28 protein-coding genes are annotated in these 24,601 nt (G+C 35.0%); 14 read left to right on the top strand and 14 right to left on the bottom strand.

Features of this window, described 5'->3' with window-relative positions:
- Window positions 1-5: 5 nt before the first annotated feature.
- The 5 genes from EV07_RS00540 to petL all read left to right on the top strand — a co-directional run bounded on the left by EV07_RS00540 (window position 6) and on the right by petL (window position 3,904).
- Complete coding sequence (locus tag EV07_RS00540) at window positions 6-908, top strand: 6-pyruvoyl trahydropterin synthase family protein (protein WP_036916688.1); 903 nt, start codon at window positions 6-8, stop codon at window positions 906-908.
- A 3-nt stretch (window positions 909-911) separates the two neighbouring features.
- Complete coding sequence (locus EV07_RS00535; protein WP_275040986.1) at window positions 912-1,583, top strand: RibD family protein; 672 nt, start codon at window positions 912-914, stop codon at window positions 1,581-1,583.
- Window positions 1,580-2,740 (top strand): GNAT family N-acetyltransferase, encoded by a 1,161-nt coding sequence (locus EV07_RS00530; RefSeq protein WP_081936910.1) that lies wholly within the window; start codon window positions 1,580-1,582, stop codon window positions 2,738-2,740. The genes EV07_RS00535 and EV07_RS00530 overlap by 4 nt, the downstream gene beginning before the upstream one ends.
- Window positions 2,741-3,335: 595 nt before the next feature.
- Window positions 3,336-3,737 (top strand): DUF4346 domain-containing protein, encoded by a 402-nt coding sequence (locus EV07_RS00520; protein WP_052043806.1) that lies wholly within the window; start codon window positions 3,336-3,338, stop codon window positions 3,735-3,737.
- A 74-nt stretch (window positions 3,738-3,811) separates the two neighbouring features.
- Window positions 3,812-3,904, top strand: a complete 93-nt coding sequence (gene petL, locus EV07_RS10170; RefSeq protein ID WP_081936909.1) for a cytochrome b6-f complex subunit PetL — start codon at window positions 3,812-3,814, stop codon at window positions 3,902-3,904.
- 92 nt (window positions 3,905-3,996) lie between these two features.
- Here the strand turns inward: petL and rimO are convergent, their stop codons facing one another.
- Window positions 3,997-5,388 (bottom strand): 30S ribosomal protein S12 methylthiotransferase RimO, encoded by a 1,392-nt coding sequence (rimO, locus tag EV07_RS00515; protein WP_052043807.1) that lies wholly within the window; start codon window positions 5,386-5,388, stop codon window positions 3,997-3,999.
- Between the two features lie 134 nt (window positions 5,389-5,522).
- On the opposite strand from rimO, the gene EV07_RS00510 reads away from it, so the two are divergent.
- Window positions 5,523-6,464, top strand: a complete 942-nt coding sequence (locus EV07_RS00510) for a vitamin K epoxide reductase family protein (protein WP_036916404.1) — start codon at window positions 5,523-5,525, stop codon at window positions 6,462-6,464.
- Window positions 6,465-6,469: 5 nt separating this feature from the next.
- Here EV07_RS00510 and nadB read toward each other — a convergent pair whose 3' ends face one another.
- Window positions 6,470-8,143 (bottom strand): L-aspartate oxidase, encoded by a 1,674-nt coding sequence (gene nadB / locus EV07_RS00505; RefSeq protein WP_036916403.1) that lies wholly within the window; start codon window positions 8,141-8,143, stop codon window positions 6,470-6,472.
- 13 nt (window positions 8,144-8,156) lie between these two features.
- Complete coding sequence (locus EV07_RS00500) at window positions 8,157-8,849, bottom strand: DUF3120 domain-containing protein (protein ID WP_241433961.1); 693 nt, start codon at window positions 8,847-8,849, stop codon at window positions 8,157-8,159.
- 275 nt (window positions 8,850-9,124) lie between these two features.
- Between EV07_RS00500 and EV07_RS00495 the strand changes: the two genes are divergently transcribed.
- The 5 genes from EV07_RS00495 (at window position 9,125) to EV07_RS09710 (ending at window position 14,384) form a co-directional block, all read left to right on the top strand.
- Complete coding sequence (locus EV07_RS00495) at window positions 9,125-10,492, top strand: TIGR03279 family radical SAM protein (protein WP_036916402.1); 1,368 nt, start codon at window positions 9,125-9,127, stop codon at window positions 10,490-10,492.
- Window positions 10,493-10,495: 3 nt separating this feature from the next.
- Window positions 10,496-12,148, top strand: a complete 1,653-nt coding sequence (locus tag EV07_RS00490) for a TolC family protein (protein ID WP_052043808.1) — start codon at window positions 10,496-10,498, stop codon at window positions 12,146-12,148.
- Between the two features lie 9 nt (window positions 12,149-12,157).
- Window positions 12,158-12,967, top strand: a complete 810-nt coding sequence (locus EV07_RS00485; RefSeq protein WP_036916401.1) for an inositol monophosphatase family protein — start codon at window positions 12,158-12,160, stop codon at window positions 12,965-12,967.
- A 139-nt stretch (window positions 12,968-13,106) separates the two neighbouring features.
- Window positions 13,107-14,048, top strand: a complete 942-nt coding sequence (locus tag EV07_RS00480) for a YihY/virulence factor BrkB family protein (RefSeq protein ID WP_036916400.1) — start codon at window positions 13,107-13,109, stop codon at window positions 14,046-14,048.
- 177 nt (window positions 14,049-14,225) lie between these two features.
- A complete protein-coding gene (locus EV07_RS09710) occupies window positions 14,226-14,384 on the top strand; it encodes a hypothetical protein (RefSeq protein WP_193742683.1) in 159 nt (52 codons plus the stop codon).
- On the opposite strand, the gene xseB is transcribed toward EV07_RS09710, so the two are convergent.
- From xseB to EV07_RS00450, 5 genes are all read right to left on the bottom strand, one after another.
- Window positions 14,385-14,693, bottom strand: a complete 309-nt coding sequence (gene xseB / locus EV07_RS00470) for an exodeoxyribonuclease VII small subunit (protein ID WP_052043809.1) — start codon at window positions 14,691-14,693, stop codon at window positions 14,385-14,387.
- Entirely contained in the window at window positions 14,693-15,847 is a 1,155-nt protein-coding gene (gene xseA, locus EV07_RS00465) for an exodeoxyribonuclease VII large subunit (protein WP_036916398.1), read from the bottom strand. The genes xseB and xseA overlap by 1 nt, the downstream gene beginning before the upstream one ends.
- A gap of 45 nt (window positions 15,848-15,892) precedes the next feature.
- Window positions 15,893-16,042, bottom strand: a complete 150-nt coding sequence (locus EV07_RS00460) for a chlorophyll a/b-binding protein (protein ID WP_036916397.1) — start codon at window positions 16,040-16,042, stop codon at window positions 15,893-15,895.
- Between the two features lie 85 nt (window positions 16,043-16,127).
- Window positions 16,128-16,511, bottom strand: coding sequence for a hypothetical protein (locus tag EV07_RS00455; RefSeq protein ID WP_036916396.1), 384 nt, complete (start codon window positions 16,509-16,511; stop codon window positions 16,128-16,130).
- Between the two features lie 54 nt (window positions 16,512-16,565).
- Window positions 16,566-16,835, bottom strand: a complete 270-nt coding sequence (locus EV07_RS00450) for a DUF2973 domain-containing protein (RefSeq protein WP_342626372.1) — start codon at window positions 16,833-16,835, stop codon at window positions 16,566-16,568.
- Window positions 16,836-16,994: 159 nt separating this feature from the next.
- Between EV07_RS00450 and EV07_RS00445 the strand changes: the two genes are divergently transcribed.
- Window positions 16,995-18,149: a trypsin-like peptidase domain-containing protein gene (locus EV07_RS00445; RefSeq protein ID WP_036916394.1), complete on the top strand. Its 1,155-nt coding sequence runs from the start codon at window positions 16,995-16,997 to the stop codon at window positions 18,147-18,149.
- Between the two features lie 47 nt (window positions 18,150-18,196).
- On the opposite strand, the gene EV07_RS00440 is transcribed toward EV07_RS00445, so the two are convergent.
- Entirely contained in the window at window positions 18,197-19,915 is a 1,719-nt protein-coding gene (locus EV07_RS00440; protein WP_036916393.1) for an ABC-F family ATP-binding cassette domain-containing protein, read from the bottom strand.
- Window positions 19,916-20,002: 87 nt separating this feature from the next.
- Here EV07_RS00440 and EV07_RS09705 point away from each other — a divergent pair, with 87 nt between their 5' ends.
- Window positions 20,003-20,164, top strand: coding sequence for a hypothetical protein (locus tag EV07_RS09705; protein ID WP_193742684.1), 162 nt, complete (start codon window positions 20,003-20,005; stop codon window positions 20,162-20,164).
- 2 nt (window positions 20,165-20,166) lie between these two features.
- On the opposite strand, the gene EV07_RS00435 is transcribed toward EV07_RS09705, so the two are convergent.
- Together EV07_RS00435 and EV07_RS00430 are read right to left on the bottom strand one after the other, a co-directional pair.
- On the bottom strand, window positions 20,167-20,397 hold the full coding sequence (locus EV07_RS00435; protein WP_036916673.1) for a hypothetical protein: 231 nt from the start codon (window positions 20,395-20,397) through the stop codon (window positions 20,167-20,169).
- A 33-nt stretch (window positions 20,398-20,430) separates the two neighbouring features.
- Window positions 20,431-20,787, bottom strand: coding sequence for a hypothetical protein (locus EV07_RS00430; protein ID WP_036916392.1), 357 nt, complete (start codon window positions 20,785-20,787; stop codon window positions 20,431-20,433).
- Window positions 20,788-20,995: 208 nt separating this feature from the next.
- Between EV07_RS00430 and EV07_RS00425 the strand changes: the two genes are divergently transcribed.
- Window positions 20,996-21,295, top strand: coding sequence for a ribbon-helix-helix domain-containing protein (locus tag EV07_RS00425; RefSeq protein WP_036916391.1), 300 nt, complete (start codon window positions 20,996-20,998; stop codon window positions 21,293-21,295).
- Between the two features lie 7 nt (window positions 21,296-21,302).
- Here the strand turns inward: EV07_RS00425 and EV07_RS00420 are convergent, their stop codons facing one another.
- The 3 genes from EV07_RS00420 to EV07_RS00410 are packed head-to-tail and all read right to left on the bottom strand — an operon-like array spanning window position 21,303 to window position 24,568.
- Window positions 21,303-22,436, bottom strand: coding sequence for an anhydro-N-acetylmuramic acid kinase (locus tag EV07_RS00420; protein ID WP_036916390.1), 1,134 nt, complete (start codon window positions 22,434-22,436; stop codon window positions 21,303-21,305).
- The gene (locus tag EV07_RS00415) at window positions 22,437-23,141 is read right to left on the bottom strand and encodes a potassium channel family protein (protein ID WP_036916670.1); all 705 of its coding nucleotides are present in this window, start codon (window positions 23,139-23,141) and stop codon (window positions 22,437-22,439) included. It abuts the gene before it with no gap.
- A gap of 23 nt (window positions 23,142-23,164) precedes the next feature.
- Window positions 23,165-24,568, bottom strand: a complete 1,404-nt coding sequence (locus EV07_RS00410; protein ID WP_036916389.1) for a TrkH family potassium uptake protein — start codon at window positions 24,566-24,568, stop codon at window positions 23,165-23,167.
- Window positions 24,569-24,601 lie beyond the last annotated feature (33 nt).

Below are 24,601 nucleotides of genomic sequence, written 5' to 3'. Positions count from 1 at the left end.
ATACTATGAATACAATCACATCTGAGCACAAACACGGGCAAGGACGGACCTGTGTGATCACAAGGCGAGCATTATTTAGTGCAAGTCATCGATATTGGCTGCCAGAGTTATCAACTGATGATAATTCAAAACACTTTGGTGCATGTGCAATCGCTCCTGGCCATGGTCACAATTACGAATTAATTGTCTCAATGGAAGGAACATTAAATGCAGATGGAATGGTTTTAAATCTTTCAGAAATAAAGCACGCAATTAAAGAGAAAGTCACTAATCAACTGGACTTTCGATTCCTTAATGAAACATGGCCAGAATTTGACATATCCAAAGCTAACGGCTGCCTACCTACAACAGAGGCTTTAACACGTGTGATATGGTCCAGGTTAGAATCTGACATACCACTAAAATCGCTAAGATTATATGAAAATCAAAATCTCTGGGCCGATTATTTAGGCAATAATATGGAAGCTTACATAACAATTAAAAGTCACTTTGCGGCAGCCCATAGATTGGCAAGGGAAGAGCTATCTCAAGCGGAAAATGAAGCAATATATGGGAAATGTGCGAGAACCAATGGTCATGGTCATAACTATCTTGTTGAAATAACTGTAAAAGGAAATATTAATTCTAGAACAGGAATGATTTGTGATCTTGGATCACTTCAACAATTAGTTGAAGATTTAGTTGTAGAGCCTTTTGATCATACTTTCTTAAATAAAGACATCAAACACTTCTCCAATTGTGTTCCTACAGCAGAAAATATTGCTCTTCATATATCAGATAAATTAAAATATCCAATTCAAGAAATCGGTGCAAGCCTTCATAAAGTTCGTCTACAAGAAAGCCCGAACAATGCTGCAGAGATTTATTCTGACTCAAGTAACTTGATTAAGAAAGATACTTCTATTTAAAGATTGCTCTACTTGCCTACAGTTCGTCTAGTACTAGCAATGAGCTTAGACGGAAGGATTGCTCTTTCCTCAGGCGGCAAAGCCAATATAGGAGGCAAGGGGGATAGAGAAGCTTTAGAAAAGGCCTTAAGCTGGAGTGATGCGACGTTAATGGGAAGTGGGACCCTAAACGCACATGAAAGTACATGCTTGATTCACAATCAAAAATTAATCAATCAAAGGGGTCATGAGAAACGTTCTTCGCAACCAATTTCTATAATAGTCAGCCAAAAAGCAGCATTTTCTGAAGATTGGGCTTTCTTTAAACAACCAATATCCAAATGGATATTAACTCCCAACAAAAATCACAGATTAATACAATCAGGTTTTGATCGGCATTTAATTATGGAAGAAAAGTGGACGCAAACTTTGAATAAAATCTATAATGAAGGTATTTCAAAAATAGTTTTACTAGGTGGAATGAAACTAATTTCATCTTTATTATTAGAGGATAGGATTGATGAATTACAGCTAACATTTTCACCTAAAATTCTTGCTGGTAAATACACATGGACCCATACAGCAATAAATAACTTACCTGTGCAATTAACACAAGCTGAAGCATGGAAATTAAAAGACATAAAGGATCTAGGAGCAAATGAAGTCATGCTTTCATACATAAGAAATAGATTTTGAAATCACTAATAACTCCATCCTGGCATCACTCAATTGAAGAAGTTTCAGAACAACAATGGGATGGTATTTTAGGTAAAGACATAATTCCTTTTTATCAATGGAAATGGCTTCATGCATTAGAAAAATCTGATAGCATCTCAGCAAAATATGGGTGGATTCCATTACATTTAACACTCTGGGAAAAAGGTAAATTAATAGCTTTAGCACCCCTTTATTTAAAAAATCACAGCTATGGAGAATTTATTTTTGACCAGTCGATTGTAAGGTTATCGGCCCAACTTGGCTTGAAATATTATCCCAAGCTAATAGGTATGAGCCCATTAAGTCCTATAGAAGGTTATAGATTTTTCATTGCAGATGACAAAGATAAAAAAGAAATCACTAAAATCATTATGGAAAATATAGATAAATTTGCAGAGAAAAACGGAATCTTAAGCTGCAACTTTCTATATGTAGACCAACGATGGATGGAGTATGGGGAAGTAGCAGAGTGGTCTTGTTGGATAAATACTCAAACCGAGTGGAAATCAATAGGAGAAAAAAGTTTTGATGATTACCTAGCCAGGTTCAACTCCAACCAAAGAAGAAATATTAAGAGAGAAAGAAAATCGATAAAAAATAATAATATTAAAATATCCGTTTTGAATGGGAAAGAAATTGATTTAAAAACGATGAGGATTATGCACAACTTTTACGCGAATCATTGTTTAAAGTGGGGGGAATGGGGAAGTAAATATTTAACAAGCAAATTCTTTGAAGAATTATCCGATAACGATTTAAAAAGCAAAGTAGTATTATTCAATGCTTATAAAGATGATCCTAAGAAGCCTATTGCAATGTCTCTATGTATAACTGATTGGACAATATTATGGGGAAGGTATTGGGGATGCAAAGAAGAGATTCAGAATCTTCATTTTGAGCTTTGCTACTACTCTCCTATTTCATGGGCAATAGAAAAAGGTATCAAAAGATTTGATCCAGGCGCAGGAGGGAATCATAAATTCAGGAGAGGTTTCCAGGCTTCTCAAAGATTTAGTCTACATAGGTGGTATGACAAAAGATTAGATAGTATAATGAACTCATTATTACCAGAAGCCAATCAACTAATGAAAGAATCAATAATTGCATCAAATAATGAACTTCCCTTTAAGCATTAATAGTTGGATTTATAATGTTAAAAATATCAAGTCTATGGAAGATAATAAAACTCAAGATAAGATAAAAGAAGACGATTCAACGAAAGGTCTATTATCTTACGATAACGATGATAAGCAAACATTATTTAGTATATTTGGAATTGAACTTACAGCTCCAAAAGGGTTAAAAAACCCAAGAATTGTTTACATTTCATTTATTATTATAAATTTTCTTTTGCTAATATTTCTTAAAAATATAATTTCAAGATAGATCTTTCCCTACCATCTTTTCAACTCAAGCTTTGATCCACAGTATTTACAAAATTGTTCTTTAGGATTAATAGTGATAAAAGGTAAAAAAGTTTGAATTGAAAACCAGTTAATACATTTCGGACAATGGCCTATAAATTTCATGATTGATTTTGCAATAAAAATAAGTTCTTATATGAAAAGACAGTATTAATTTCCTTCAATTCTACAATTCCGTATGCCAATAATTTTTCAAGATCTTGATAGATATACTTAATAATATTTAACCTCCTATAAGCTTTAATCAAATTATTTCTTTTTGATAGCTTTACTTGTATAAATATGACCTAATTTGTAATTTAAAGATATGGGCACAAAGTTTTCCAAAACAAATACAGAAAAACTGATCAAAGATATCGACGAAAAATATTCTGGAAGGAATATTGCACTCGATCCAAATGGGTATTTTTTAATCATCGTAGACGAAAAAACAAAGGAATTAGTAGTTAAGCATTTCAGCAATAATATTGATGACACAGGAAGAGCAACAGACCCCACAACTGGAAAAGTAATTAGCTGCAGTAATGGGAACGAAAGATACCCTGTTCAAATATTTAAAGGGAAAACCGCAAAAGAACTGGGAATTAAAATAACTGAAGGGGAGGGACCATTACCACTTTCCAAGCTTGATCATGCTCTTTATCTTGGCAGAGAACTACAAAAGGCTGAGTATTGCCTAATCCATGGGAAGCCTTACATACAAGATTAAATTTCAAAAGCTAAATAGTTTTGGCACAAAAGGGACCTAGATCTGTTCTAATAAGTACAAATTGATTTTTGCTAATGGGAGTTTTATTTTATTTTGCGCTAGTTGGAATCGGTCTTGGTGCAGCGTTTGGTATCAATAAAGTCTTAAAAGCAATAAAGCTAATCTAATTATCTTTAAAAAGCCAATTGAAATTCAATGCAAAGATAAGTTGCTACAAAATATATTGAGGGAAAATAAAAGGAATATTCTTTTTATTTATCTAAAGTTTAGTTCTTGCAGACAAAACCATTTCCTTAGCTCCAATAACTCTTCCTGTCAAATCATATAAATCAGAACCAGTAATTAATGCTGGAACCATGCTTCCAGGAATGAAACTCTTGTCGGAACTATCTCCTTGCAATCTCACTGATCCATCAACTTCTGGAGCAAAGCGATAACATCTACCCAATATTTCTCCTGTTTCTAAATCTTCTTTCTCAATTAATACATCCAGAGTCCTTCCAATGGAATTTCGATTTTTTCGAGCCGCAATAGGTTGCTGAATGGAAATTATTTTATCTTTGCGTGATTGCGCAACGTCCAAAGGAACTTGATTATCTAAAGATGAAGCCTTCGTTCCCTCCTCCAAGGAAAATGTAAAGACACCAACATGATCAAATTCCTGATTTTCAACAAAAGAAACAAGATGATCAAATTCAGATTCCGTCTCGCCAGGGAAGCCCACAATAAAAGATGTTCTAAATACAGCATCAGGCAATTGGTCTCTAATGCTATCTAATAAAGAAGAATTAAGATCAGCCTGCCACGGTCGATTCATTGCTCTGAGTACATCTGGATGGCTATGTTGCAAAGGCAAATCAAGATAGGGCAGTAAGTTAGGTACTTCTTTAAAAACCTGGATCAATTCAGATGTGATCCCTGTAGGGTATGCATAGTGAACTCGAATCCAAGGGATATCAACCTCTCCAAGAGCTCTTAATAAATTACCTAGAGCAGGAAATCCATAAATATCAATTCCATAATTAGTAGAAATTTGGCTAATTAAAATTAATTCTTTTACACCATTTTTGGCTAATTCATTCGCTTCAAAGACAATTGATTCAATTGAACGGCTTCGTTGATTTCCTCTTAATTTTGGAATAATGCAAAAAGCACAACGATAATCGCATCCTTCAGCAATTTTTAAATAAGCAATGGCCTGACCTTTAGCTCTAAAACGAGGTAACTTTTCATCCCCAACAAATTTAGGTATCTGAGAAACTTGGTTAACTCTTTCTCCCTTCTCAATTCTTTTCAAGACCTTTAAGATGTGCTGATAATCTCCAGTACCAATAATTGCTTTTGCTTCTGGGATTGACTGCATCAATTCATCTTGAAAATGTTGCGCAAGGCATCCAGCAATAATTAGTTCTTTCCCCTGATCTGCCAAACCTATTAATGTTCGAACGGATTCTTCGCGGGCATCTTGAATGAAACTACAGGTATTTACAACTACTAAAGAAGCATCAGAAGGATTAGAATTAACTGCATATCCTGCTTGATCAAGTAAACCCATCATGTGTTCAGTATCCACAAGATTTTTTTCACACCCAAGGTGAACAAAAGCTACTGACGGATGCAGTTGGGGAAATGATTTCGTCTTATCTATGATTTATTGCCTTTTACTATCTCAATCATTATGGAAACTTAAAAGAAAATCAATCATCATAAAAATAATATGATCGTTCTAACTCATAAAAAGACTATTCTTAGAAAAACTCTAAAGATCCAAAAATTACTAACAAAATGGGGACATCTCGCATAAAAAGTCGTAGAAGACAGGATCCAGGCTCCAAGATTGCTCGGACTCTTATAGGAGTCTTGGCAACCATAGGAATTATTGATACAGGTTCTATCACTCTCCATAGATGGGGTTGGATTAGCACTCTTTCTTGTCCTGGGGGAACAGGCGGTTGCGACAAAGTTCTCAATAGCCCTTGGGGTACAGTCTTTCAAATTAATGGGTCAGATATTCCACTATCTTTTATTGGTTTTATTTGTTATCTAAGCGTATTACTTCTAGCGACAATTCCTTTTCTGCCTTGGATATCTACAAGCAAGCTAGAAGTCACTAGAAAAGCATGGTGGGGATTATTTCTTATATCAAATTCTATGGCCATATTCAGTTTTATATTGATGGGAATAATGATCATAAAAATAAAAGCTTTTTGTTTTTTCTGTATTCTTTCAGCTGTAATATCCAGTTTTATTTTTATCTTAACAATAATTGGAGGAGGTTGGGAAGACCGTAGAGAATTATTTTTTAGAGGTTTAATTGTTACTATAGTTATTTTATTAGGAGGATTAATATGGACATCGTCAGTGGATCCAAGTAAAGCTCAATCTCCAATTTTAAATCAAGGAGAGGCTCCTATAATCAACAATAAAAGCTCAAAATCTTCAATTCAATTAGCACAGTATTTAAACAAGAAAAATATAATTCTATACAAAGCATATTGGTGCTCTCATTGCCATGATCAGATGGAAATGTTTGGAAATGAAGCATCAGATAATCTTAAATCAGTTGAATGCGCTATTGACGGGGTCAACAGCAAAACAGATTTATGTAAAAGAAAAGGAATTGAAGCCTTCCCCTCATGGGAAATCAATGGAGAGATACAATCAGGTGTAAAATCTCTTGATGAATTAGCTAACATAAGTGGCTATAATGGGCCTAGAGATTTCTAATAGAGTTAATTTCTTACAGGCCTTGTTTTTATTGATTCACCTCTTATCTGTTGAGAATGACATCTCCAGTATGGCAAAGATTGAGGGGCATCGACTCTATAATGCCCACCCCTGCTTTCACATCTAAATAAGCAAGCATTTAATGTTAGAATACTAGTTAGTTGTCGATGACTCAAATCAAGAAGTAAATTTATTTTCTTTCTTGTTATTTCATCAAAGTAGTTGCATATATCTATATTTTGATTCTGGACTAAACTTAATAAAGTGTGTTGGGATAAATTGTTGAAATCTGATCTTATATTTTTGATAGCTCGTTGCATACCCTTCTTAGATCGATTTACTCCCACCTCATTCCAAAATAATTCTCTTAATTCGTTAATAGATGATCTCAAAAAATCATCATTACTAGCTTCATCTATATCAGAAAGAATATCAACATGAAAACAATATTTTGGAATATCTCTGTTCGGATAAAGGTAATCATTTAAATGAATATTAGACATTTGGCCAGCAAATACAAGGCACTCCAATAAAGAATTACTGGCCAATCTATTGGCCCCATGAACACCAGTGCATGCTACTTCCCCTACTGCATACAAACCAGTCAATGATGTTTCAGCATGCATGTTTGTTGCCACACCGCCCATCCAATAATGCGCTGCAGGTGCAATAGGAATCAAACTATGTAAGGGGTCAATTCCCATTTCTCTACATCGTTGAAGAATTGAAGGAAAACGTTCTTGAATTTTTTGATAAGGAATCCGCATTAAATTGAGGCCAAGAGAACTAACTCCTTGAGATTGCATGGTCTTCACCAGAGCCCTGCTCACTTGATCTCTAACTGAAAGATCACGGTGAGATAAATGGGCTACGGGACTTTTTCCATAGCGATCAACCAAAACCGCGCCTTCACCTCTGACCGCTTCAGAAATCAGAAAACAAGGCGCACCTTTCATTTTTAATGCTGTGGGATGAAATTGAAAAAATTCAAGGTCCTCGATCGAAGCTCCTGCTTTCCAAGCCAAAGACAACCCTTCTCCACAAGCCTGAGGAGGATTAGTGGTATTAGCAAATAAATGACCACCACCACCAGATGCCAAAACAACAGCTCTAGATTGAATCCAATAAAGGAAAGGTCCATCTAAAACCTGAACACCAATGCACCTATTATTTTCAACCCAAAGTTGAGTAACTCTTACACCTCGACGATGAAGAATATTAGATCTTTTCTCAACTTGATCTCTCAAGACATCAATCAATGCTCTCCCAGTTTGATCTTGAACATGTAGCACACGTCTATAGCTATGTGCAGCCTCTAAAGTAGTTGATAGTCCATTTAGATCTCTGTCAAATTCCATGCCTAAATTTTGAAGTCTGTCAACGCATATAGGTGCATTTTCCACCAACATTCGAACAGCATCTCCATCGCATAAACCTCCGCCAGCTTTAAATGTATCTTCTGCATGACTAGAGAAACTATCTTCTTTTCTAGTTACCGAAGCAATCCCCCCTTGAGCCCATCGACTTGCTGACTTTTTACTTGTATTGCGATTGACTAGCAACACATTCAAGTGAGAAGGCAATTCGAGACAAGTCATCAATCCTGCTGCACCTGCTCCTATGACAATCACATCCCATGATCCCTTAGATATAGGAGTTGAATTACAGGAGACATCCATAAATCAAATCTCGCTATATCAATCCACTAAACCTTGGCTGAAGAAGCGCAGTCACCAAAAACAACCCATCAACCCAAAGTGTTGTTGTTAAAGCCGCGCCAGCAACTAACCAAGCGCGTCCACCAGGTGAATTAAGAGTGCCTCTTTGATTCATTTGATTAGAGAGAAGAATAATTAAAACAGCTGCTAAAAAAATCAAAAACAACTTTATGGGGCTAAAAAGATTAATAGAAGTGTCACTTAATATCTGAGCAGCTTCTTCAACAGATACTGAAACGACAGCAGGCCAGAATCTCATTACTCCAGTCAAAACCATCATCAGATCTGTAAAAGCAGTGCCAAGCAAGCAAGCCAAATAAAAAGCAGCCCCAATTCTCCATTTTGAAAAAAGACCTACGCAAGCCAAAGGGAGAGCAACAGCTTCTACAGGCAAATGTAAAACAGGGTGAATTCTCAACCAACCCCAAAACAAACATCCACCTAACCAACTCCCACTCACTCCTATTAGAAGAGAACCAATCCTAAACCATTTATCATCAACAAATTGTGCTAAGAGTATCCCTAAACCCACCAAAATAAAAGTAAACAATAATGCAGATAAAGGATGAAAATGGACCCAGGGTGCTTGCAGAAAAACTGGTAAAACCACAAGGGCTCCAGCACAAAATCTCAAGGTTGATGGCCTAGATAAATATCCCTCCGACAATTCTGAAGAGTCGTTAGTAGTGAAAGAGTGGCTCAGAGCAAAAGCTATCTAATTGTTTGATGATGAGAAAAGAGTCTCCAGATCAAGCTTCTCAAACTAGCTCAATTCAAACGCAATAGTAAAGCATCTAAACACTTACTTATTTTGAAAGGACCTACTTAGTTCTAAAATAAAAAATATATGGTTCTGTATTTGTTGGGCTTATAAAAATTGCCTAATCTAACTAGAAGAATCATTCAATTTGATAGCAAACTAAATCAACACTTTTCTAATCCGTGTGGACAGAACCTTCTCAAAATAATGCAATTCCATCCATTAACGATGCGCCACATCCTGCTGTTGTTGAAATCGTCGAAAAAGATTCAATAGGTGAGGATCTTGGGTTTGAACCTGGAGATAAATTAATAAGCATTAATGGAATAAGACCAAGAGATTTAATAGATTACAGATACTTAATTTCTGAAGAAGACCTACAAATTGAAGTAATTGATCAAGAAGAAAAACTCCATAAGATTCATATTGAAAAAGATCAAGATGATGGATTAGGACTAGTCTTCACAGAAGCCTTATTTGATGGTCTCAAACAATGCAACAATCACTGTCCATTTTGTTTTATTGATCAGCAACCTCATGGTAGGCGTAAAACACTATATCTTAAAGATGATGACTATCGCATGAGCTTTCTATACGGTTCTTATTTAACACTAACTAATCTAACAAAAACTGATTGGCAAAGAATTGAGAATCAACGCTTATCTCCTCTATTTGTCTCTGTTCATTCAACTAATGGGGACTTAAGAGCACAATTGCTAAAAAATAAAAAAGCCAGTCTCATCATTAATCAAATAAAATGGTTTTCAGAGCGAAAACTACAATTACATGCTCAAGTAGTTGTCTGCCCTGGTTTAAACGACGATGAAAATCTTGAGAATACACTAAATGATCTATTTGCTTTTTCCCAAGGTGAATTCCCAACAATACTATCAACTGCAGTCGTGCCAGTAGGTCTTACAAGATTTCGCCCTGATAATGATGGGCTTAAACCTGTAGACCAAAATTGCGCAATGAAAGTAATTGCATTGGTAGAAAAATTACAAGCCACCTATCAATCTGTGATTGGAACTCGCTTTGCATGGTTATCAGATGAATGGTATTTAATCGCAGATATACCGCTGCCCAATCGAGTTGCTTATGAAGATCTCCCACAAGAAGAAAATGGGGTAGGTAGTATTAGATATTTTCTAGAGAATATGGATAAAGCAACTAAAAAACTGCCAAAAAAAATCTCTGTACAGCGCAATTGTAGTTGGGTAGTAGGTAAACTAGTAGGAAAAGCACTAGAACCTATATCAAAAAGGATGAATGCAATTGATGGACTTACATTGAACATGTTCAGCCTTACAAGCCCTTACTGGGGAAAAGAGGAAGTAGTTACTGGCTTACTAACCGGTCAAGATGTAATAACTGGATTACAAAATAAAAATCTTGGTGATGTCCTTTTATTGCCATCTGTGATGCTGAAACATGGTGAAGCTACTTTTCTAGATGATATAAGTATTAAAGAAGTAGAGGAAAATCTTAAAATACCTATAAAAATAGTTTTTGGCCCAGAAGACTTTGTAAAGAGAGTAATCGAAGGTTAGAAAATGAGAAAGAATATCTCTTTAGCTAATATCAAAAAAATATCCGCCAATATTATTTTCTTATTTCTACTTGGAAATGATGGATTAAACTACGCACAATCCAATGAATTAAAAACATCTAATGATTATTCTTCTGATAAAATTTTATGGGAAAAAATAATTAATCATTCACCGAAAGAAAAAGTAAATAAGGAAGATTTTAAATTAAAAAAGACAAATCAAAAAACGCAAAAGATAAAGAACGAAATAAAAAATAGATATATTAAAGCCCATAAAAAAAACAAAGATACTGTTATTATTAAGCGATACGAGTTAGAGAATTTAATAAAGTCTAATAGCGCTGAAATTAAAATAATGGAGGCAAGAGTTAATGAAGCCAGATACTTATTGAAAAGTGAACTAGCGTCTTGGTATCCAAAATTAAACTTATCTAGTAATGGTTTCCCTCAATATCTAAAGGGTAATGTCTATAATGATTTATCTACTAATACATCAAGTGATCAAAAAAAAGCTAGCATAAAAGCTACATTAAAATGGGATATAATTAATCCTTCAAGGATTCCTCAAATATCAGCAGCAAGAGATCAATTTGAGAATTCCAGAATTGCTTATTCAATTAAATTACGTGATTTATTATTGGAAGCTAATACACAATATTTTAATCTTCAAAAATCATTTCAAGATATACGTATTGCAAAAGATTCCATAGAAACATCAAAAATATCATTAAAAGAAGCACGAGTTAAGTTCAAATCAGGTTTAATATCTAAACTTGAAGTTTTAGAAGCAAAGACACAATTATATAAAGACAAGCAGTTATTAACAGAAAAGCTAGGAATGAAGAAGATTAATCAAAGAAAATTTGCTCAATTATTAAACCTTGATCAAAATATATCTCCCAAAATTAATTCAGAGCCAAGAATTATTGGAATTTGGGAACCTTCTCTAGAAGAAAGCATAGATTCTGGATATAAATATAGAAAGGAATTAGATCAATTAAAGAGGAAAGTATCCATCAATAATAATAAAGCAAAAATAGCCCGGTCAACTAATCAACCTAAAGTCTCTATCTATAATACCTTTGACAGTTCCATATCAAAAGGTGAAATAGCATCTTCATCTCCAAGAACTAACAATAGTATTAATAGTACAAGTAATACTGTTGGCATTCAATTTGAATGGCCAATCTTTGATGGTGGATATGGGAAATCAAAATACTACGCCAGCAAGGAGAAGGTTAAAGAATTAGAATCACAATTTTATTTAAAGAAAACACAAATAAGAAAAGAAATTGAAGAGGCTTTCTTTAAATTAGAAATTGCACAAAAAAATATTAAAAATTCATTTGAAGCCATACAATCAGCTAAAGAATCTTTAAGATTGTCTATCTTAAGATTACAAGCAGGTATCACAACCCAACGAGAGGTTATTACTAGTCAAAGAGATCTTACTCAAGCAGAAGTTAATTACATCAAATCTATTACTGACTTCAACACAAATATAATAAGTTTAGAAAGAAAGACCGGGCTTAGAAGCTTAAATGATTGCACCAAAATAAGTATAGAAAGAAAATCTTTAAATACTGATAAATTAAATTATAAAAATTCGCTAGAGCAATTATCATTTGATAAAGATACCTGCATGGAACTTTTATAGTTTTAAATCATGAATAGTGCTCAGCAGGATAAGCTGGATCAAACTCAATTTGAAGCTCTTCATACTTTAGTGAATGAGGTAGCAGCAAGACAATTGAAAGATTTTGGTCAAATTAATTCTGAGTTAAAAGCAGATGGAACATTAATCACCAGCTGTGATCGCTGGAGTGATGAGCATATTGTGAAGGGCATATCAAATATTACTGGTAATCAAGAAGGTGTGTTGAGCGAAGAAGGATCTAAGTTAATACCTTCTACTAATTCATATTGGGTAGTAGATCCACTAGATGGAACAACAAACTTTGCTGCAGGTATTCCTTTCTGGGCAATCTCAATAGCACGTTTTACAGATGGTCAACCCGAAACAGCTCTCCTTGATATCCCTGCACTCAAAAAAAGAATTCTTGCAATTAGGGGTAGAGGAGTATGGATGAATAACAAGTTAATTAATAGTCAACCGATCAGAACTCAAAGTGACTGTGTGTCTGTTTGTAGTCGATCAATTAGTGTATTGCAAAAACAACCACATGAACGTTTTCCTGGAAAGATAAGGTTGCTTGGGGTTTCTAGTTTAAATATGACAAGTGTTGCAACAGGTCAAACATTTGGGGCACTAGAAGCAACTCCTAAAATATGGGATATAGCCGCAGCATGGTTAATTTTAAATGAGCTTGGTTGTTCAATTAAGTGGTTAGATCTTAACCCTGAAAATATTGAGCGAGGAAAAGACCTTACTTCAGTTGATTTCCCTTTAATAGCAGCTAATTCCAAACAAAACTTAGATAGACTTGTTCCTTGGGGAAATATATTAATGAATTAGATAATAAATAAAGCTAATTTTAAAAAATTATTTTTACTCAAACAAAATAAGGAAATCTACCCAAAAAAAATTAATCATCCATTTCACACTATATTTCCTTTACTTCCACTAAAATATGGAAGTCTAAACTAATAAAAGTGTGGTAACCAATTGGAAGCGTCAGTTTAATTGGCTTCTTAGAAGCTTATGGCAAGCTTCTCAAAGATGGAATCGATGTGACTGTGTAGATCTAAGTGCAGCATTTGCCTATTACACATTACAGTCTTTCTTTCCAATCCTATTAATCTCCTTGTCTTCTGCCTCATGGTTTTTAGGTAAGCAACAAGGACTAGATCAACAAATTATTGGTTTAGCAGCACAAGTATTACCTCCCTCTGTAGTTGGACTGGTAGAAACAACTCTCATCAAACTTGTAAATCAAGGATTCGGTGCAGGAATATTAGGTGCGATGTTTTTAATTATCACTGCAGGCAATGCATATCTAACTCTTCAAAGAGGTGCCGATAGACTTTGGGAAGATGCTTTACCATCCAAAACAACCTCCATTCCTCTGCGAATGCAAGCTTTTAGATTAATTAGAAACAGAATAGAAGCTTTCCTAGTTGTATTACTAGTCGGACTATTTATGGTTATTGATGAAGTCAGCTCTTATTTAAAAATGATACCAGGTGCTGTATGGACTGAACTTCAAGATGCTAATCCTCAATTCACAGATACATTATCAAAAATTCCATTAATCGAAGCTGGGCAAATAATATTACCTTTTATAGGTTTTACAATCATGGCACTATTATTACAAGCATTAGTTCCTAGAAGAAGGGTCCCTATTCGCCCTCTTATTCCAGGAGCAATAATGATTGGCGGATTACTAACAATATTAAACTCAGCAGTTAGCAGAACTATTTTATCTCTAGGTTCAAGATTTCAAGCATATGGAATTATTAGCGGAGTTTTAGTGTTAACACTTTGGATATGGTTAGTTGGTTTAATTATTTATTTTGGTCAATGTTGGAGTGTTGGATTAGTAAGCAATCAAGTAAATAGACATAGAAAAACAAAAACTCTGCATATATCTATATAAATAATGTATAGAAATAACACAATATTTTGGTTATTAATTATTTTTCTTTTTATATTTCCTACTTCAATAGGAAGATTTTTTATAGATATCGCTGGCAGTATAATAGTAGTTTTTTTAATTTCTACGTTAGTAATTAGCGGTCTAGCCTGGTTCAGTTGGAAAAAATTGAAATCTAACATGCGCAATTGTAAAAATTGCGGATCTACTTATTTCTCTAATTCAGAATCATGTCCTATATGCGGCTCAAAGGAAACAGTGAATGGAGATCAATATTCAAAGGCTAATATACCAGCGAGTTCTGCTACTATTGATATTTCAGCAGAAGAGACTGAATAATTAATCACTATAAGATTCAATTTTACTAGAGTCAAACTCTATCACTTTTTGTTCAACATTATCTAAAAGAAGCTCACAATGCTCTAGGTATAGAGTTGCAAGAAGATAATTTTCTTCTAACTCTTCAACAAGCAAAGATTGATTATGAAGTTTACTAATAATCAAATCTAATTCTTTTAAAGAGTCTTCATAAGATAATTTTGATATACTTAGAAGAAGATCTTTTTTCTTTGATTCTTTATGTGATATTTTAACATCTTTTGAGCGTACAAATTTAGAGTTTTTATTGATTGAATTTGAATTTGACATTAACGATTTATTTTATTGGAAATAGATTTTACAATAGTTTGAATCTTCCCATTGCTAAATTCAATCATTAATGAATCACCAACTATAACATTCTTAATAGTATTTAATGTCATATTCTGACTATTGCGTACTATACAGAAACCCCTATTTAAAATCTGCTTAGGTGATAATGCTTGTAATAATTGTTTCTTTTGCAAGAGAAGGTCTCTCTTTGTGTTCAACAATTTGATAGGTGAATTATTAGATAAAATCCTCATTCTTTCTAAAAGATTATTACTTTTATTTTGAATAATCCAAGTAAAGTAATCTTTGTATCTTTGTCTAATCTGCGCACAATGGCTTTTTGCAATTTCTCTACTAGGTAATAAATCTACTATTGATGCTGTAGGAGTTGAGGATCTATGATCAGCAACAAGATCAGCAACAGTTAAATCATCTTCATGGCCAATACCTGTTATCACTGGTACTGGGAATTTTGCCAATTGTCTACATAACTCCTCATCATCAAAAACCATTAAATCCTCCCTACTCCCTCCACCTCTTGCTAAAACAAGTGCTTGAAAATCTAATTCCTTGTATCTATAAGACAGATGCTTTAAAACTAATTGGATTTTCCGTGATACATCACCTTGAACTGGTATAGGAAAAATTAACAACTTTGTGAGGGGCCAGCGCTCTTTTGCAGTTCGAATCATATCTGCATAAGCTGAGCTTGGCACACTTGTTAAAATAGCAATGGCATTGGGGAATTTAGGCAATGGTCTACTCTTCTCAAGATCTATCAAACCTTCTTGAAGTAAAACGTTTCTGGCTAGTTCAAATTGTCTTAAAACTGTTGAAAGAGTAGGCCTAATATTGATTACTTGAACAACTAAAGTTGCTCTAGTCTCCCAAAAATTTAATTTGCCAAATATTTCAACACCATCTTTTTCATTAGGACGAAAATCAAGGTTTTTCAATATTGAAGACCATATAACGGCTGATACAGTTGCTTTACCATCGGTCAGAGTGAGCCATAGATGACCATTTTTCAATTGAGACTTGGATACTGAACCATGCAATAAAAATTTGGGAGCAAAGCCCCTTGATAGAAGTTTTCCTATCGCTTCATTTAACTCAGCAATAGAAAAATTTGGGAGTGTTTCAGTATCCAAAATCTAATTAATCAGAAACCAACCAAAAAGTTTGAAATTTCGAAATCAACCAAAGCCAATTTGACCTAGAATTCCTTGCCCTGTTAATAATTCGGTACTTAACCCGACAATTATTCCAAGCATAGCTAGCCTCCCATTCCAAATTTCAGCATAATTGACAAATCCATAACGAGGTTCAACATCATCAGGTGCCATGATCTGTTTTTGAAATTAAACAAATTGTATCTAGTTAAGAAGAAAAAAGGGGATCATAATCACAAACAAAGTTAATTCAACAAGTTCATCGAACATGTCTTGCCCCATCAACAGGGTGATACTCCTCTCCAGTTAGCTCTTCATAAATAATTGCAGGAAGACCAGTCTCAAACATTGTTTGCAAGGCTTCTTTTAGGAAAGGATTCCAACCACCCGTACTGACCTTCCCATGACGAACAGTCCAATCCCAAGTTCCTTGCAAATCTCTTGGGATCCTTCCCTCTCTATCTCTACGAGCAACCAAGTCAAGCGACTCAACCAAACCAACTTGGATGGGATCTTTCCCATAAGCAGGAGTGAGACTGAGCTCTAGACGGACAGGGTCTTCCTTTAAGAGTCGCAATCTAAATCTTGGAGGCAACCTCAAAGTTTTAATGACTGCTACGACAACACGTGTTCTTTGCTCCAAAATGACCCCCTTAAGTTTCGAAAAATACTTGCCTTACTAAGAATCTCATATCGTCTATTCAGAAGAAGGTTGTGTTGGCTTAGGAGGATCCAAATCATTAGAAAAACGAACAGTGAGAAGTTCCTCATCTGTAATTTTCCCTTGCTCATTAAGCAATTCAGGGTGGATTGTAAATTGACCAGTACGATCTTTCTTTAAAGGAATTTGTTGGTTATCAAACTCTTGAAAAGCAAAAAAACCTTTTGCCATAACTTGAAATGCTTTCCACAAAAGCCCAATGACAACTAAGACGTATAAAAATGGGAAAATAGAACCAAACATCATTTTATAAGCATCAAATTATTTTAGAGCTATAAATCTAAGCAAGGTCTTCAACCAATTATGAAGATTGCTTGAAAAATTTACAAGATTTAGAAGAAACAGTAGAATCATCCTAAATCAAAATAGTGATATAAAGCTAGTCTAATTTTTATCAAATAAATTATGATTAAAAGTGACTATAAACACTATCTTATTGGTCTATACATATTAACTTTAGGAATACCAAGTCCTGCAAGGCCATCTCTATCAGTACCTATGTTTAAGGGAATAGAGGCCAAAAGTAATGCAATTTATACTAAGAAATCATTTGTTTCAGAAGCTTTAAAAAAAAGCGGCCCTGCAGTAGTAACTATTGAAACAAAAAAGAGAGTTATAACTAATAACAGAAGCAAGTTACCTCAAGGTTTTTTAATAGATGAATATTTTGAAAGATTCTTTGGAATCCCTAATTTTCAATATCCAAAATCTAGTATTGAAAGACGTCAAGGCAGCGGTGTTATTTTTTCAACTAAAGGTCTCGTCCTAACTAATGCTCATGTTGTGGAAGGGACAGATGAACTAATTGTAGGCCTGTCAAATGGTCAAAGAGTTTCGGGTAAAGTGGTTGGCCAAGACATGCTTACAGATCTAGCCGTAATTCGACTAGACACACCTGGTCCATGGCCAAAAGCAGTCCTAGGTAATTCTGAGAAAATAGAAGTAGGAGATTGGGCCATTGCTGTTGGCAATCCATATGGACTAGAAAAAACTGTAACTCTAGGTATTATCAGCAATCTAAATAGAAATGTATCTCAGCTAGGAATTGCAGATAAGCGACTAAACCTAATCCAAACAGATGCTGCGATTAACCCTGGAAATTCTGGAGGCCCCCTATTAAATGCTCAAGGAGAAGTTATTGGTATTAATACACTAGTGAGGTCAGGACCAGGCGCAGGCTTAGGATTTGCAATACCAATTAATAAAGCAATTAATATTGCCAATCAATTAGTACTAAAAGGTAAAGCAATTCATCCAATGATTGGTGTGCATCTAGCCAATATAAATGAAGATGGTAATCGTTTTGAGAATCAGTTAAAGCAAGGTGCACTGATTATATATATCCTCCCCAATGGACCTGCAGATAAAGAAGGTCTTATGGTAAATGATATTATAATGAGTGTAAATGAAGAAAAAATAAGATACCCACAAGATGTAGTTAATTTTATTAATAATAATGGAGTAAATAAAGAAATACAGTTCACTATTTTAAGAAGAAGTAGAATTCTTAAAATTAATATTAAACCAGAAGATATTAGTAAATTCAGAAGGGTAAGATAATTTGAATATTCAGCTTAAGCAACTCCAGAACTGATAAGTTTAAACTATCATTTCTTTTTCTTGGATTTATTTTTACTCTTTAATTTTCGTTTTTCTATTCTCTTTGCTTCTCTTTCAGCCTCAGCAATTAATTTCTCAGTCTTTTCTTTTTCTTGAATCTTCTTCTCCTTATAATATTCATAATTACCTCTGTAAAGATATAATTGTCCATCTTTAATTTCAACTATTGTATTCGCTACCTTTGAAATAAAATAGCGATCATGTGAAACAACAAGTAAGGCTCCCTGAAAATCTTTTATTGCAGTTTCAAGCATTTCTTTAGCGGGGATATCTAAATGATTAGTTGGTTCATCTAGAAGAAGTAAATTACAAGGTTTAATAATAATTAAAGCCAATGCAAGTCTAGCTTTTTCACCTCCACTTAAATCAGAAACTGTTTTAAATACATCATCATTACTAAAGCCAAAACTTCCTAATAAAGATCTTGCTTTGGTTTGTGTCCAATCTGGAGCTGAATCAAAGAAGGTATCTAAAACGGTTTTCTGCAAATTAAGTGCTTCAGATTGATTTTGCTCAAAATAACTAGGAAAAACATTATGAGAACCTATTTCTATTATTCCATCAACAGGTTTTTCTATACCCATTATTAAGCGAAGCAAGGTTGACTTACCTGATCCATTAGGACCTAAAATTGCGATATGATTACCTGGTTCAACTTCTAGTTGAGCTCCTAAAAAAATAATTTTTTCATTATAAGTATGAGATAAATCATCTACTTTAACTACATTTTTGCCGGATCTAGGAGCATCTGGAAAATTAAAAATAGGCTTATTTAACTCTGAAATTGGTAAATCTACTCTTTCTATTTTAGTCAACAACTTTTCTCTACTTTTTGCTTGTGTACTTCTGGTTGCACTTGCTCTAAATCTGTCAATATATTGTTGTTGGGATGAAAGTTCTTTTTGCTGACGCTCAAAAGCAGACTTTGCAGAATCTAATTCAAGTTTTTTTTGTTCTAAATAATAACTATAATTCCCTATATAAGTTCTTGATATACCTCTTTCAGTACTAACAATATGCGTGCAAATCTTATCAAGAAAACTTCTATCATGACTTATTATTACCATCGCAGAATTTTGATTTAATAAATAATTCTCTAGCCATTCAATAGTATCTAAATCTAAATGGTTTGTAGGTTCATCTAACAACAAAAGATCAGGATCCTGAAGAAGAATTTTGCCTAATGCAATCCTCATTTGCCAACCACCAGAAAAATCCCCAACTAAAGAATCTCCCTCATTAGAGCTAAAACCAATTTTGGGAAGTAATTTCTCAATCTTTGCCTCTAATTCATATCCATGTAGTGACTCAAAACGAATCTGAAGGCTACCTAATTCCTTAATTAAATTATTAAGATAAGTATTGTCTAATTTGGCTCTATGGGAAGCCATATCATGTTCGATGGATTTTTTTTGAGTTAAAACATCTGCAGCATCAGCAAATGCTTGAAACAACTCCTCTCTAACAGTCCTATTTAAATCAACATCAAATTCTTGTTGCAAATAAGCTATACGAGGCTCACCCTCATATATCACTTCTCCTGTCGTCGGATCTTCCAAACCCGCTATAAGCTTCAATTGGGTTGATTTACCTGCACCATTAATGCCAACTAATCCGATCCGTTGTCCAGCCCTTATTTCCCAAGTGATTTCTTTAAGGACTTCAGCAGTTGGATAAATTTTGCTAACACGTTCAAGTCTGATCACTAAGACAAATCCTCATATAGATAAAATTAAACTGCTCTTGTATGCAGACTTGCAATACTAAACTTTAAACATTCCGGATCTTAAGTAATGGTGAGACTGGAACAAATCACTGCTCTAGTATTAGCCGCAGGGCTAGCGATCCCTAGTTATTGGTTTTTTTGGACATTAGCTGGTGGTGGTGGATATGACAAACGAGGTGTCGATCAAATTCCTGCGTTAGAAAAAACAATCTTAAAAGAAGAAAAATAATTTCATAGCCCGCCTCTAGCTTTTATAAGCCATTGCTTAGTTTCCATATCATCAAGTTGAGACAGATATTCTTTTACTTCTTCAGCAGTAACAGGTAGTCCAAGATCATCTCCAATTTCAGAGATTGTCTGTAAAGCACCCTGAGGGTTTTGAAGAGCTTGGCGAAAAAGGGCCCTTCTATAAGCAGGCTCAGCCTCTATCCGTTGATATAGCTCTGCAACATTACTAGTCATTAGAAAATATTCAACTGCTTTTACCCTATTCAATTAAGCAACTTTTGGCCCAAAGTTTGTTTCATACAACTTTCCTGAATCTCTCTCTTGCTTACCTAGGGCAGAAGCATCTCTCATACTTCTTGCATCCATGCATAGAACTTTGCGCAATTGTGCAAAGTTGTCGGCATGAACAGTTCTTCCTTCGTTAAAAGCTAAAATTTCTTCTTTTTGTAATACATGATGCAAATGTGTCAACAGATATGAACTTATAACAGCTGAAACTAATACATCACTATTTTCTTTCCCTCTCCTAGGTTTGTTCTGATGAACCTTTGTTCTGACATTACTAGTCATTAAACTTGATCTTTGAGGGCTAGGTGATGCAGGAAGTGTGGGTTTTTTAGTCATTGAAAATACTTTGCGGTGAGGAGATGCCAAAACTGAAGAACTTAAGAACTTAAGAACTTAAGCGGTGACATAAAAGGAGGACTTGCAATGAAAAGATCAATCATCTGCTTGAAAAGCGAAAGAGCTTGATCTCGAAACAAGCATAGTACAGGATACTATCCTTGACTATAAGTGTACACTATTAAGTACCGGTTACATTTTCTGTGTCATGGCTACCCGGCAAAATTCATCCAACGGAAAGCCAAAATCGCCAAGGGTTCAGGTAGTTCTTCCTGAAAGCCTTTGTGACCGGTTAACTGTTTTGGCTGAAAAAGAATCACGCACAATAAGCAATATGGCAAAAGTTCTTATTCAAGAGGGCGTAGATCGATTGGAATCAAAGAATCTCTCCAATACAGAAAGTCTTGCTGATTCATCTAATACAGATCAATTCAGATCATCTCTTGAAGGACAACAAGCTAGAAGATTAAGAGGTGCACCAAGGAGAATTAAATTTTTGAAGCCCTAATAATTCTTTAAGGGCTCACAGAACTACCAAGAACAACAGGTCTTTCTGCACCAGTTATTAAATTGCTACAAGGTTTTTGACAAATATTCCACCATGCCAATAAAGCAAATGCAATGGCTTCTCTTATTTGAACTGGAACTCCAATATCATCCATATATGAAATTCTTATCCCTCGGCATCTTCGCCTAATTTCATTAACAAGAAAAGGGTTTTTACTCCCCCCACCAGCTAATAACAATTCAATAGGCCTAATAGAGTAACGATGGTTTAAATTTTGTATATCTTGAGAAATAACCGAAGCACTAAAAGAAGTGAGAGTTGCAATCCAATCATTATTATTGTCAGAGTTAATCTCCTCCAATCTCCTTTCTAAATCTTGAGTTCCAAAATATTCTCTTCCGGTAGACTTCGGAGGGAGAGCTTGAAAAAAATCCTCCTTAAGCCATTGATCAATAACCGCAAAATCAGGGTGTCCCTCTAAAGCAATTAATCCATCACAATCGTATTTTAATTGACCATTCGTAATCTTTTGCACAGCAAGATCTATAAGAGTATTTGCAGGACCACAATCCCATCCCAAAACTTCACAATTCCTGTCAGGTCCAACGCTTGGCGGAATCAAAGTAAGGTTTGCAATGCCACCAAGATTAAGCACTCCTCGCCAACCGTTACCTTTATCTAACAATGCACTATCTAAGAAGGGTGTTAAAGGAGCTCCTTGCCCTCCTAAAGCAAGATCTTTTGCACGAAAGTCATAAATAACAGTTCTTTCTAAAAGAGTTGCCAACAATGGAGCCTGAAGAATCTGACAACTAGCTCCTTTAGAAGAAATATTTGGAGGCCTATGAAATACAGTTTGACCATGACAACCTATAGCATTTGCAATACCTTGAGGATCACAAATAGTTGCTGCAGAATAATAAACCTCAGTAATGCTTTCAGAAAGCTCTAACCATTCAGCAGCACTGAATTGCACTCCTTGTCCAGCAGCAACAACTTTTTCTTGTAACTTTTTAGGATATTCAACTGATGTGGAATTAATTAATTTCCATTTGGGTTTGTCATATCTACCTTTAAACTCCACCAAAGCGGCATCAACCCCATCGGCACTGGTACCACTCATTAAACCCAAAACATACATTCAAACTTCAGGCAATTTTTGTAAATCTTCCATTAATCCCATAACAACTAAAACATGATCTTCACTCAAAATATATTTAGCAGGAGGATTAATTGTTAACTGTCCGGAAGGCCCTGCTGCCAAAACATTCACTAAATAATTTTTACGAAGATTAAGATCTCTTAAAGAACGACCTACAAATATTTCTGGAACTTTAATTTCATCAATACCAGTTTGATCATCCAATTCCAATCTCTCAATTAAATTAGGACGTACTAGCTCTAAACCCAATCTTTCACCTTGCATTCGTGAAGGGAAAACTACTCGGTCTGCTCCAACTCTCTTAAGCATCCTTTCATGTAGGTCACTGGTCGCTCTTGCAATAACTTGTCGGACACGGCTACCTTCACTATCTTTGGCAATAAGAGTCGTAGTGATACTTGCTTCAATTGGCTTACTTATCCCTACAACTACTGTTCCCATTTCAAGAACGCCTGCTTCCCTTATAGATTCCTCATCTGTTGAGTCAACTACTCTTGCTTCAATTGATGGTTCAAGCTGACGTAATTCTTCAATGGCTCTCTCAGAAGAATCAACTGCTAGAACATCAGCTCCATTTCGAATCAATTCCCGACAAACAGCCGTCCCAAAACGGCCTATACCAACCACTGCGAATCCTAAAGACTCTTCGTCTGGTCTAGATAACCATTGCCACCATTCACTCATTGAATTGCCTCCAATAAAAGAATTCAAACATAAAGATCCTCACGTGGATAGCCAATACGATTCTGATGTTGGATTCTTTCCCTATTCAATGCCTGCCAAACAGCACTTAAAAGAAGGAGTATCCCAAGCCTACCCACAAACATACCTAGCACCAAAATCAATTGCCCAAAGATACTTAGATTCTCCGTCACTCCAAGATCAAAGCCAACAGTTGCAAAAGCTGAAATGCAAGTAAATAATATTTCTAAAAAAGAAAAAGACTGCTGATCGCCCAAATTACTTGTCATTGTTATCAATAAAGCCATTATCAGAACAAACAATAAGGATCCAACTGTAATTCCAACTGCTTTCAAGACAACTTTATCTGAAATCTGTCGGTGACGAATTACGACACTATCTTGTCCTCTTAAAGTAGATCTAGTTGCTGCCATAAGAGCAGCAATAGTTGTTGTTTTGATTCCGCCACCTGTGCCACCAGGACTTGCACCTATAAACATTAATGTCATTAACAAAAGGAGTCCTGAATCTGAAATGCTTTCTACGGAGATAGGGATATTTGTAAAGCCAGCAGTCCTTGCACTAACAGATTCAAAAAAAGCAGTTGTAAAACGCTCGGACCAATTCATAGATAAGAAAAAAGAACCTTGTTCAATGAACTCAGTTAAAAGCAATCCAAAAGTGCCTAAAAGAACTAGCAAAAAAGAAGTTCTGATTACCAAGCGGCTATGCAAACTTAGTTTTCTAAAATGAAAATTTTTTCTATTAGCCCAAATGTCACTAGTTACTCTCCAACCTAAACCACCTAATAAAATCAGAACAATCACAACGATGTTGACGACAGTATTATTTCGATAATTTTGCAAACTTTCTGACCAAAGTCCAAAACCAGCATTGTTATATGCAGAAACGCTGTGGAATATAGCTGCCCACCACCGTTCTCCTAAATTGGGTATATCAGTAAATCCATAATAAAAAAGAATTAATGCTCCAAAAATAATTAAAACAGCGGCAGTGAGAGCAATGCCTCGAAACGTTCTACCAACTCCTCCAACTCCAAATTCATCAAGTGTTTTTCCACGGTCCAAACGACATCTCAATTCTGTTCCACTAACAACAAAACCCTGTAAAAACGTAGTAATCGCCATCAAACCCAAACCTCCGATAAGAAGCATTATTGCGAGTAAGATTTGCCCATAAATCGTTAAATCTTCTCCTACATCAATTATCGTTAATCCTGTTACTGTTACTGCAGATGTAGCCGTAAAAAAAGACTCCCACATTCCAACAGCATTAGAAGAACACAAAGGAGTGGAAAGAAGGATGGTTCCAGCAAAAATAACTAAAAGTCCAGTAATTACAGTGAACTGAGGGACTGATAGCCTTCGGTACCAAGCAACTTTTAATTTTACTGGATTAGGAAAAGACACTGAGCAATCTCAAATTAGAGTTAAAGTGGGATC

Origin of the sequence: Prochlorococcus sp. MIT 0603 (assembly GCF_000760215.1) — a bacterium.
In the GTDB taxonomy this organism is placed as follows: Bacteria; Cyanobacteriota; Cyanobacteriia; order PCC-6307; family Cyanobiaceae; genus Prochlorococcus_E.
The sequence above is the reverse complement of the archived record's forward strand: the minus strand, read 5'-3'. Positions and strand labels throughout refer to the sequence as shown.

Excerpts from the sequence above, each read along its gene's own strand:
- nadB (WP_036916403.1), bottom strand. The coding sequence starts at position 8,143 with ATGGATGTCTCCTGTAATTCAACTCCTATATCTAAGGGATCATGGGAT.
- EV07_RS00425 (WP_036916391.1), top strand. The coding sequence starts at position 20,996 with ATGGCTACCCGGCAAAATTCATCCAACGGAAAGCCAAAATCGCCAAGG.
- EV07_RS00510 (WP_036916404.1), top strand. The coding sequence starts at position 5,523 with ATGGGGACATCTCGCATAAAAAGTCGTAGAAGACAGGATCCAGGCTCC.
- EV07_RS00415 (WP_036916670.1), bottom strand. The coding sequence starts at position 23,141 with ATGAGTGAATGGTGGCAATGGTTATCTAGACCAGACGAAGAGTCTTTA.
- petL (WP_081936909.1), top strand. The coding sequence starts at position 3,812 with ATGGGAGTTTTATTTTATTTTGCGCTAGTTGGAATCGGTCTTGGTGCA.
- EV07_RS09705 (WP_193742684.1), top strand. The coding sequence starts at position 20,003 with ATGGTGAGACTGGAACAAATCACTGCTCTAGTATTAGCCGCAGGGCTA.
- EV07_RS00520 (WP_052043806.1), top strand. The coding sequence starts at position 3,336 with ATGGGCACAAAGTTTTCCAAAACAAATACAGAAAAACTGATCAAAGAT.
- EV07_RS00490 (WP_052043808.1), top strand. The coding sequence starts at position 10,496 with ATGAGAAAGAATATCTCTTTAGCTAATATCAAAAAAATATCCGCCAAT.
- EV07_RS00450 (WP_342626372.1), bottom strand. The coding sequence starts at position 16,835 with ATGATGTTTGGTTCTATTTTCCCATTTTTATACGTCTTAGTTGTCATT.
- EV07_RS00430 (WP_036916392.1), bottom strand. The coding sequence starts at position 20,787 with ATGACTAAAAAACCCACACTTCCTGCATCACCTAGCCCTCAAAGATCA.
- EV07_RS00485 (WP_036916401.1), top strand. The coding sequence starts at position 12,158 with ATGAATAGTGCTCAGCAGGATAAGCTGGATCAAACTCAATTTGAAGCT.
- EV07_RS00420 (WP_036916390.1), bottom strand. The coding sequence starts at position 22,436 with ATGTATGTTTTGGGTTTAATGAGTGGTACCAGTGCCGATGGGGTTGAT.
- EV07_RS00540 (WP_036916688.1), top strand. The coding sequence starts at position 6 with ATGAATACAATCACATCTGAGCACAAACACGGGCAAGGACGGACCTGT.
- EV07_RS00435 (WP_036916673.1), bottom strand. The coding sequence starts at position 20,397 with ATGACTAGTAATGTTGCAGAGCTATATCAACGGATAGAGGCTGAGCCT.
- EV07_RS00460 (WP_036916397.1), bottom strand. The coding sequence starts at position 16,042 with ATGGCACCTGATGATGTTGAACCTCGTTATGGATTTGTCAATTATGCT.
- EV07_RS09710 (WP_193742683.1), top strand. The coding sequence starts at position 14,226 with ATGCGCAATTGTAAAAATTGCGGATCTACTTATTTCTCTAATTCAGAA.
- xseB (WP_052043809.1), bottom strand. The coding sequence starts at position 14,693 with ATGTCAAATTCAAATTCAATCAATAAAAACTCTAAATTTGTACGCTCA.
- EV07_RS00445 (WP_036916394.1), top strand. The coding sequence starts at position 16,995 with ATGATTAAAAGTGACTATAAACACTATCTTATTGGTCTATACATATTA.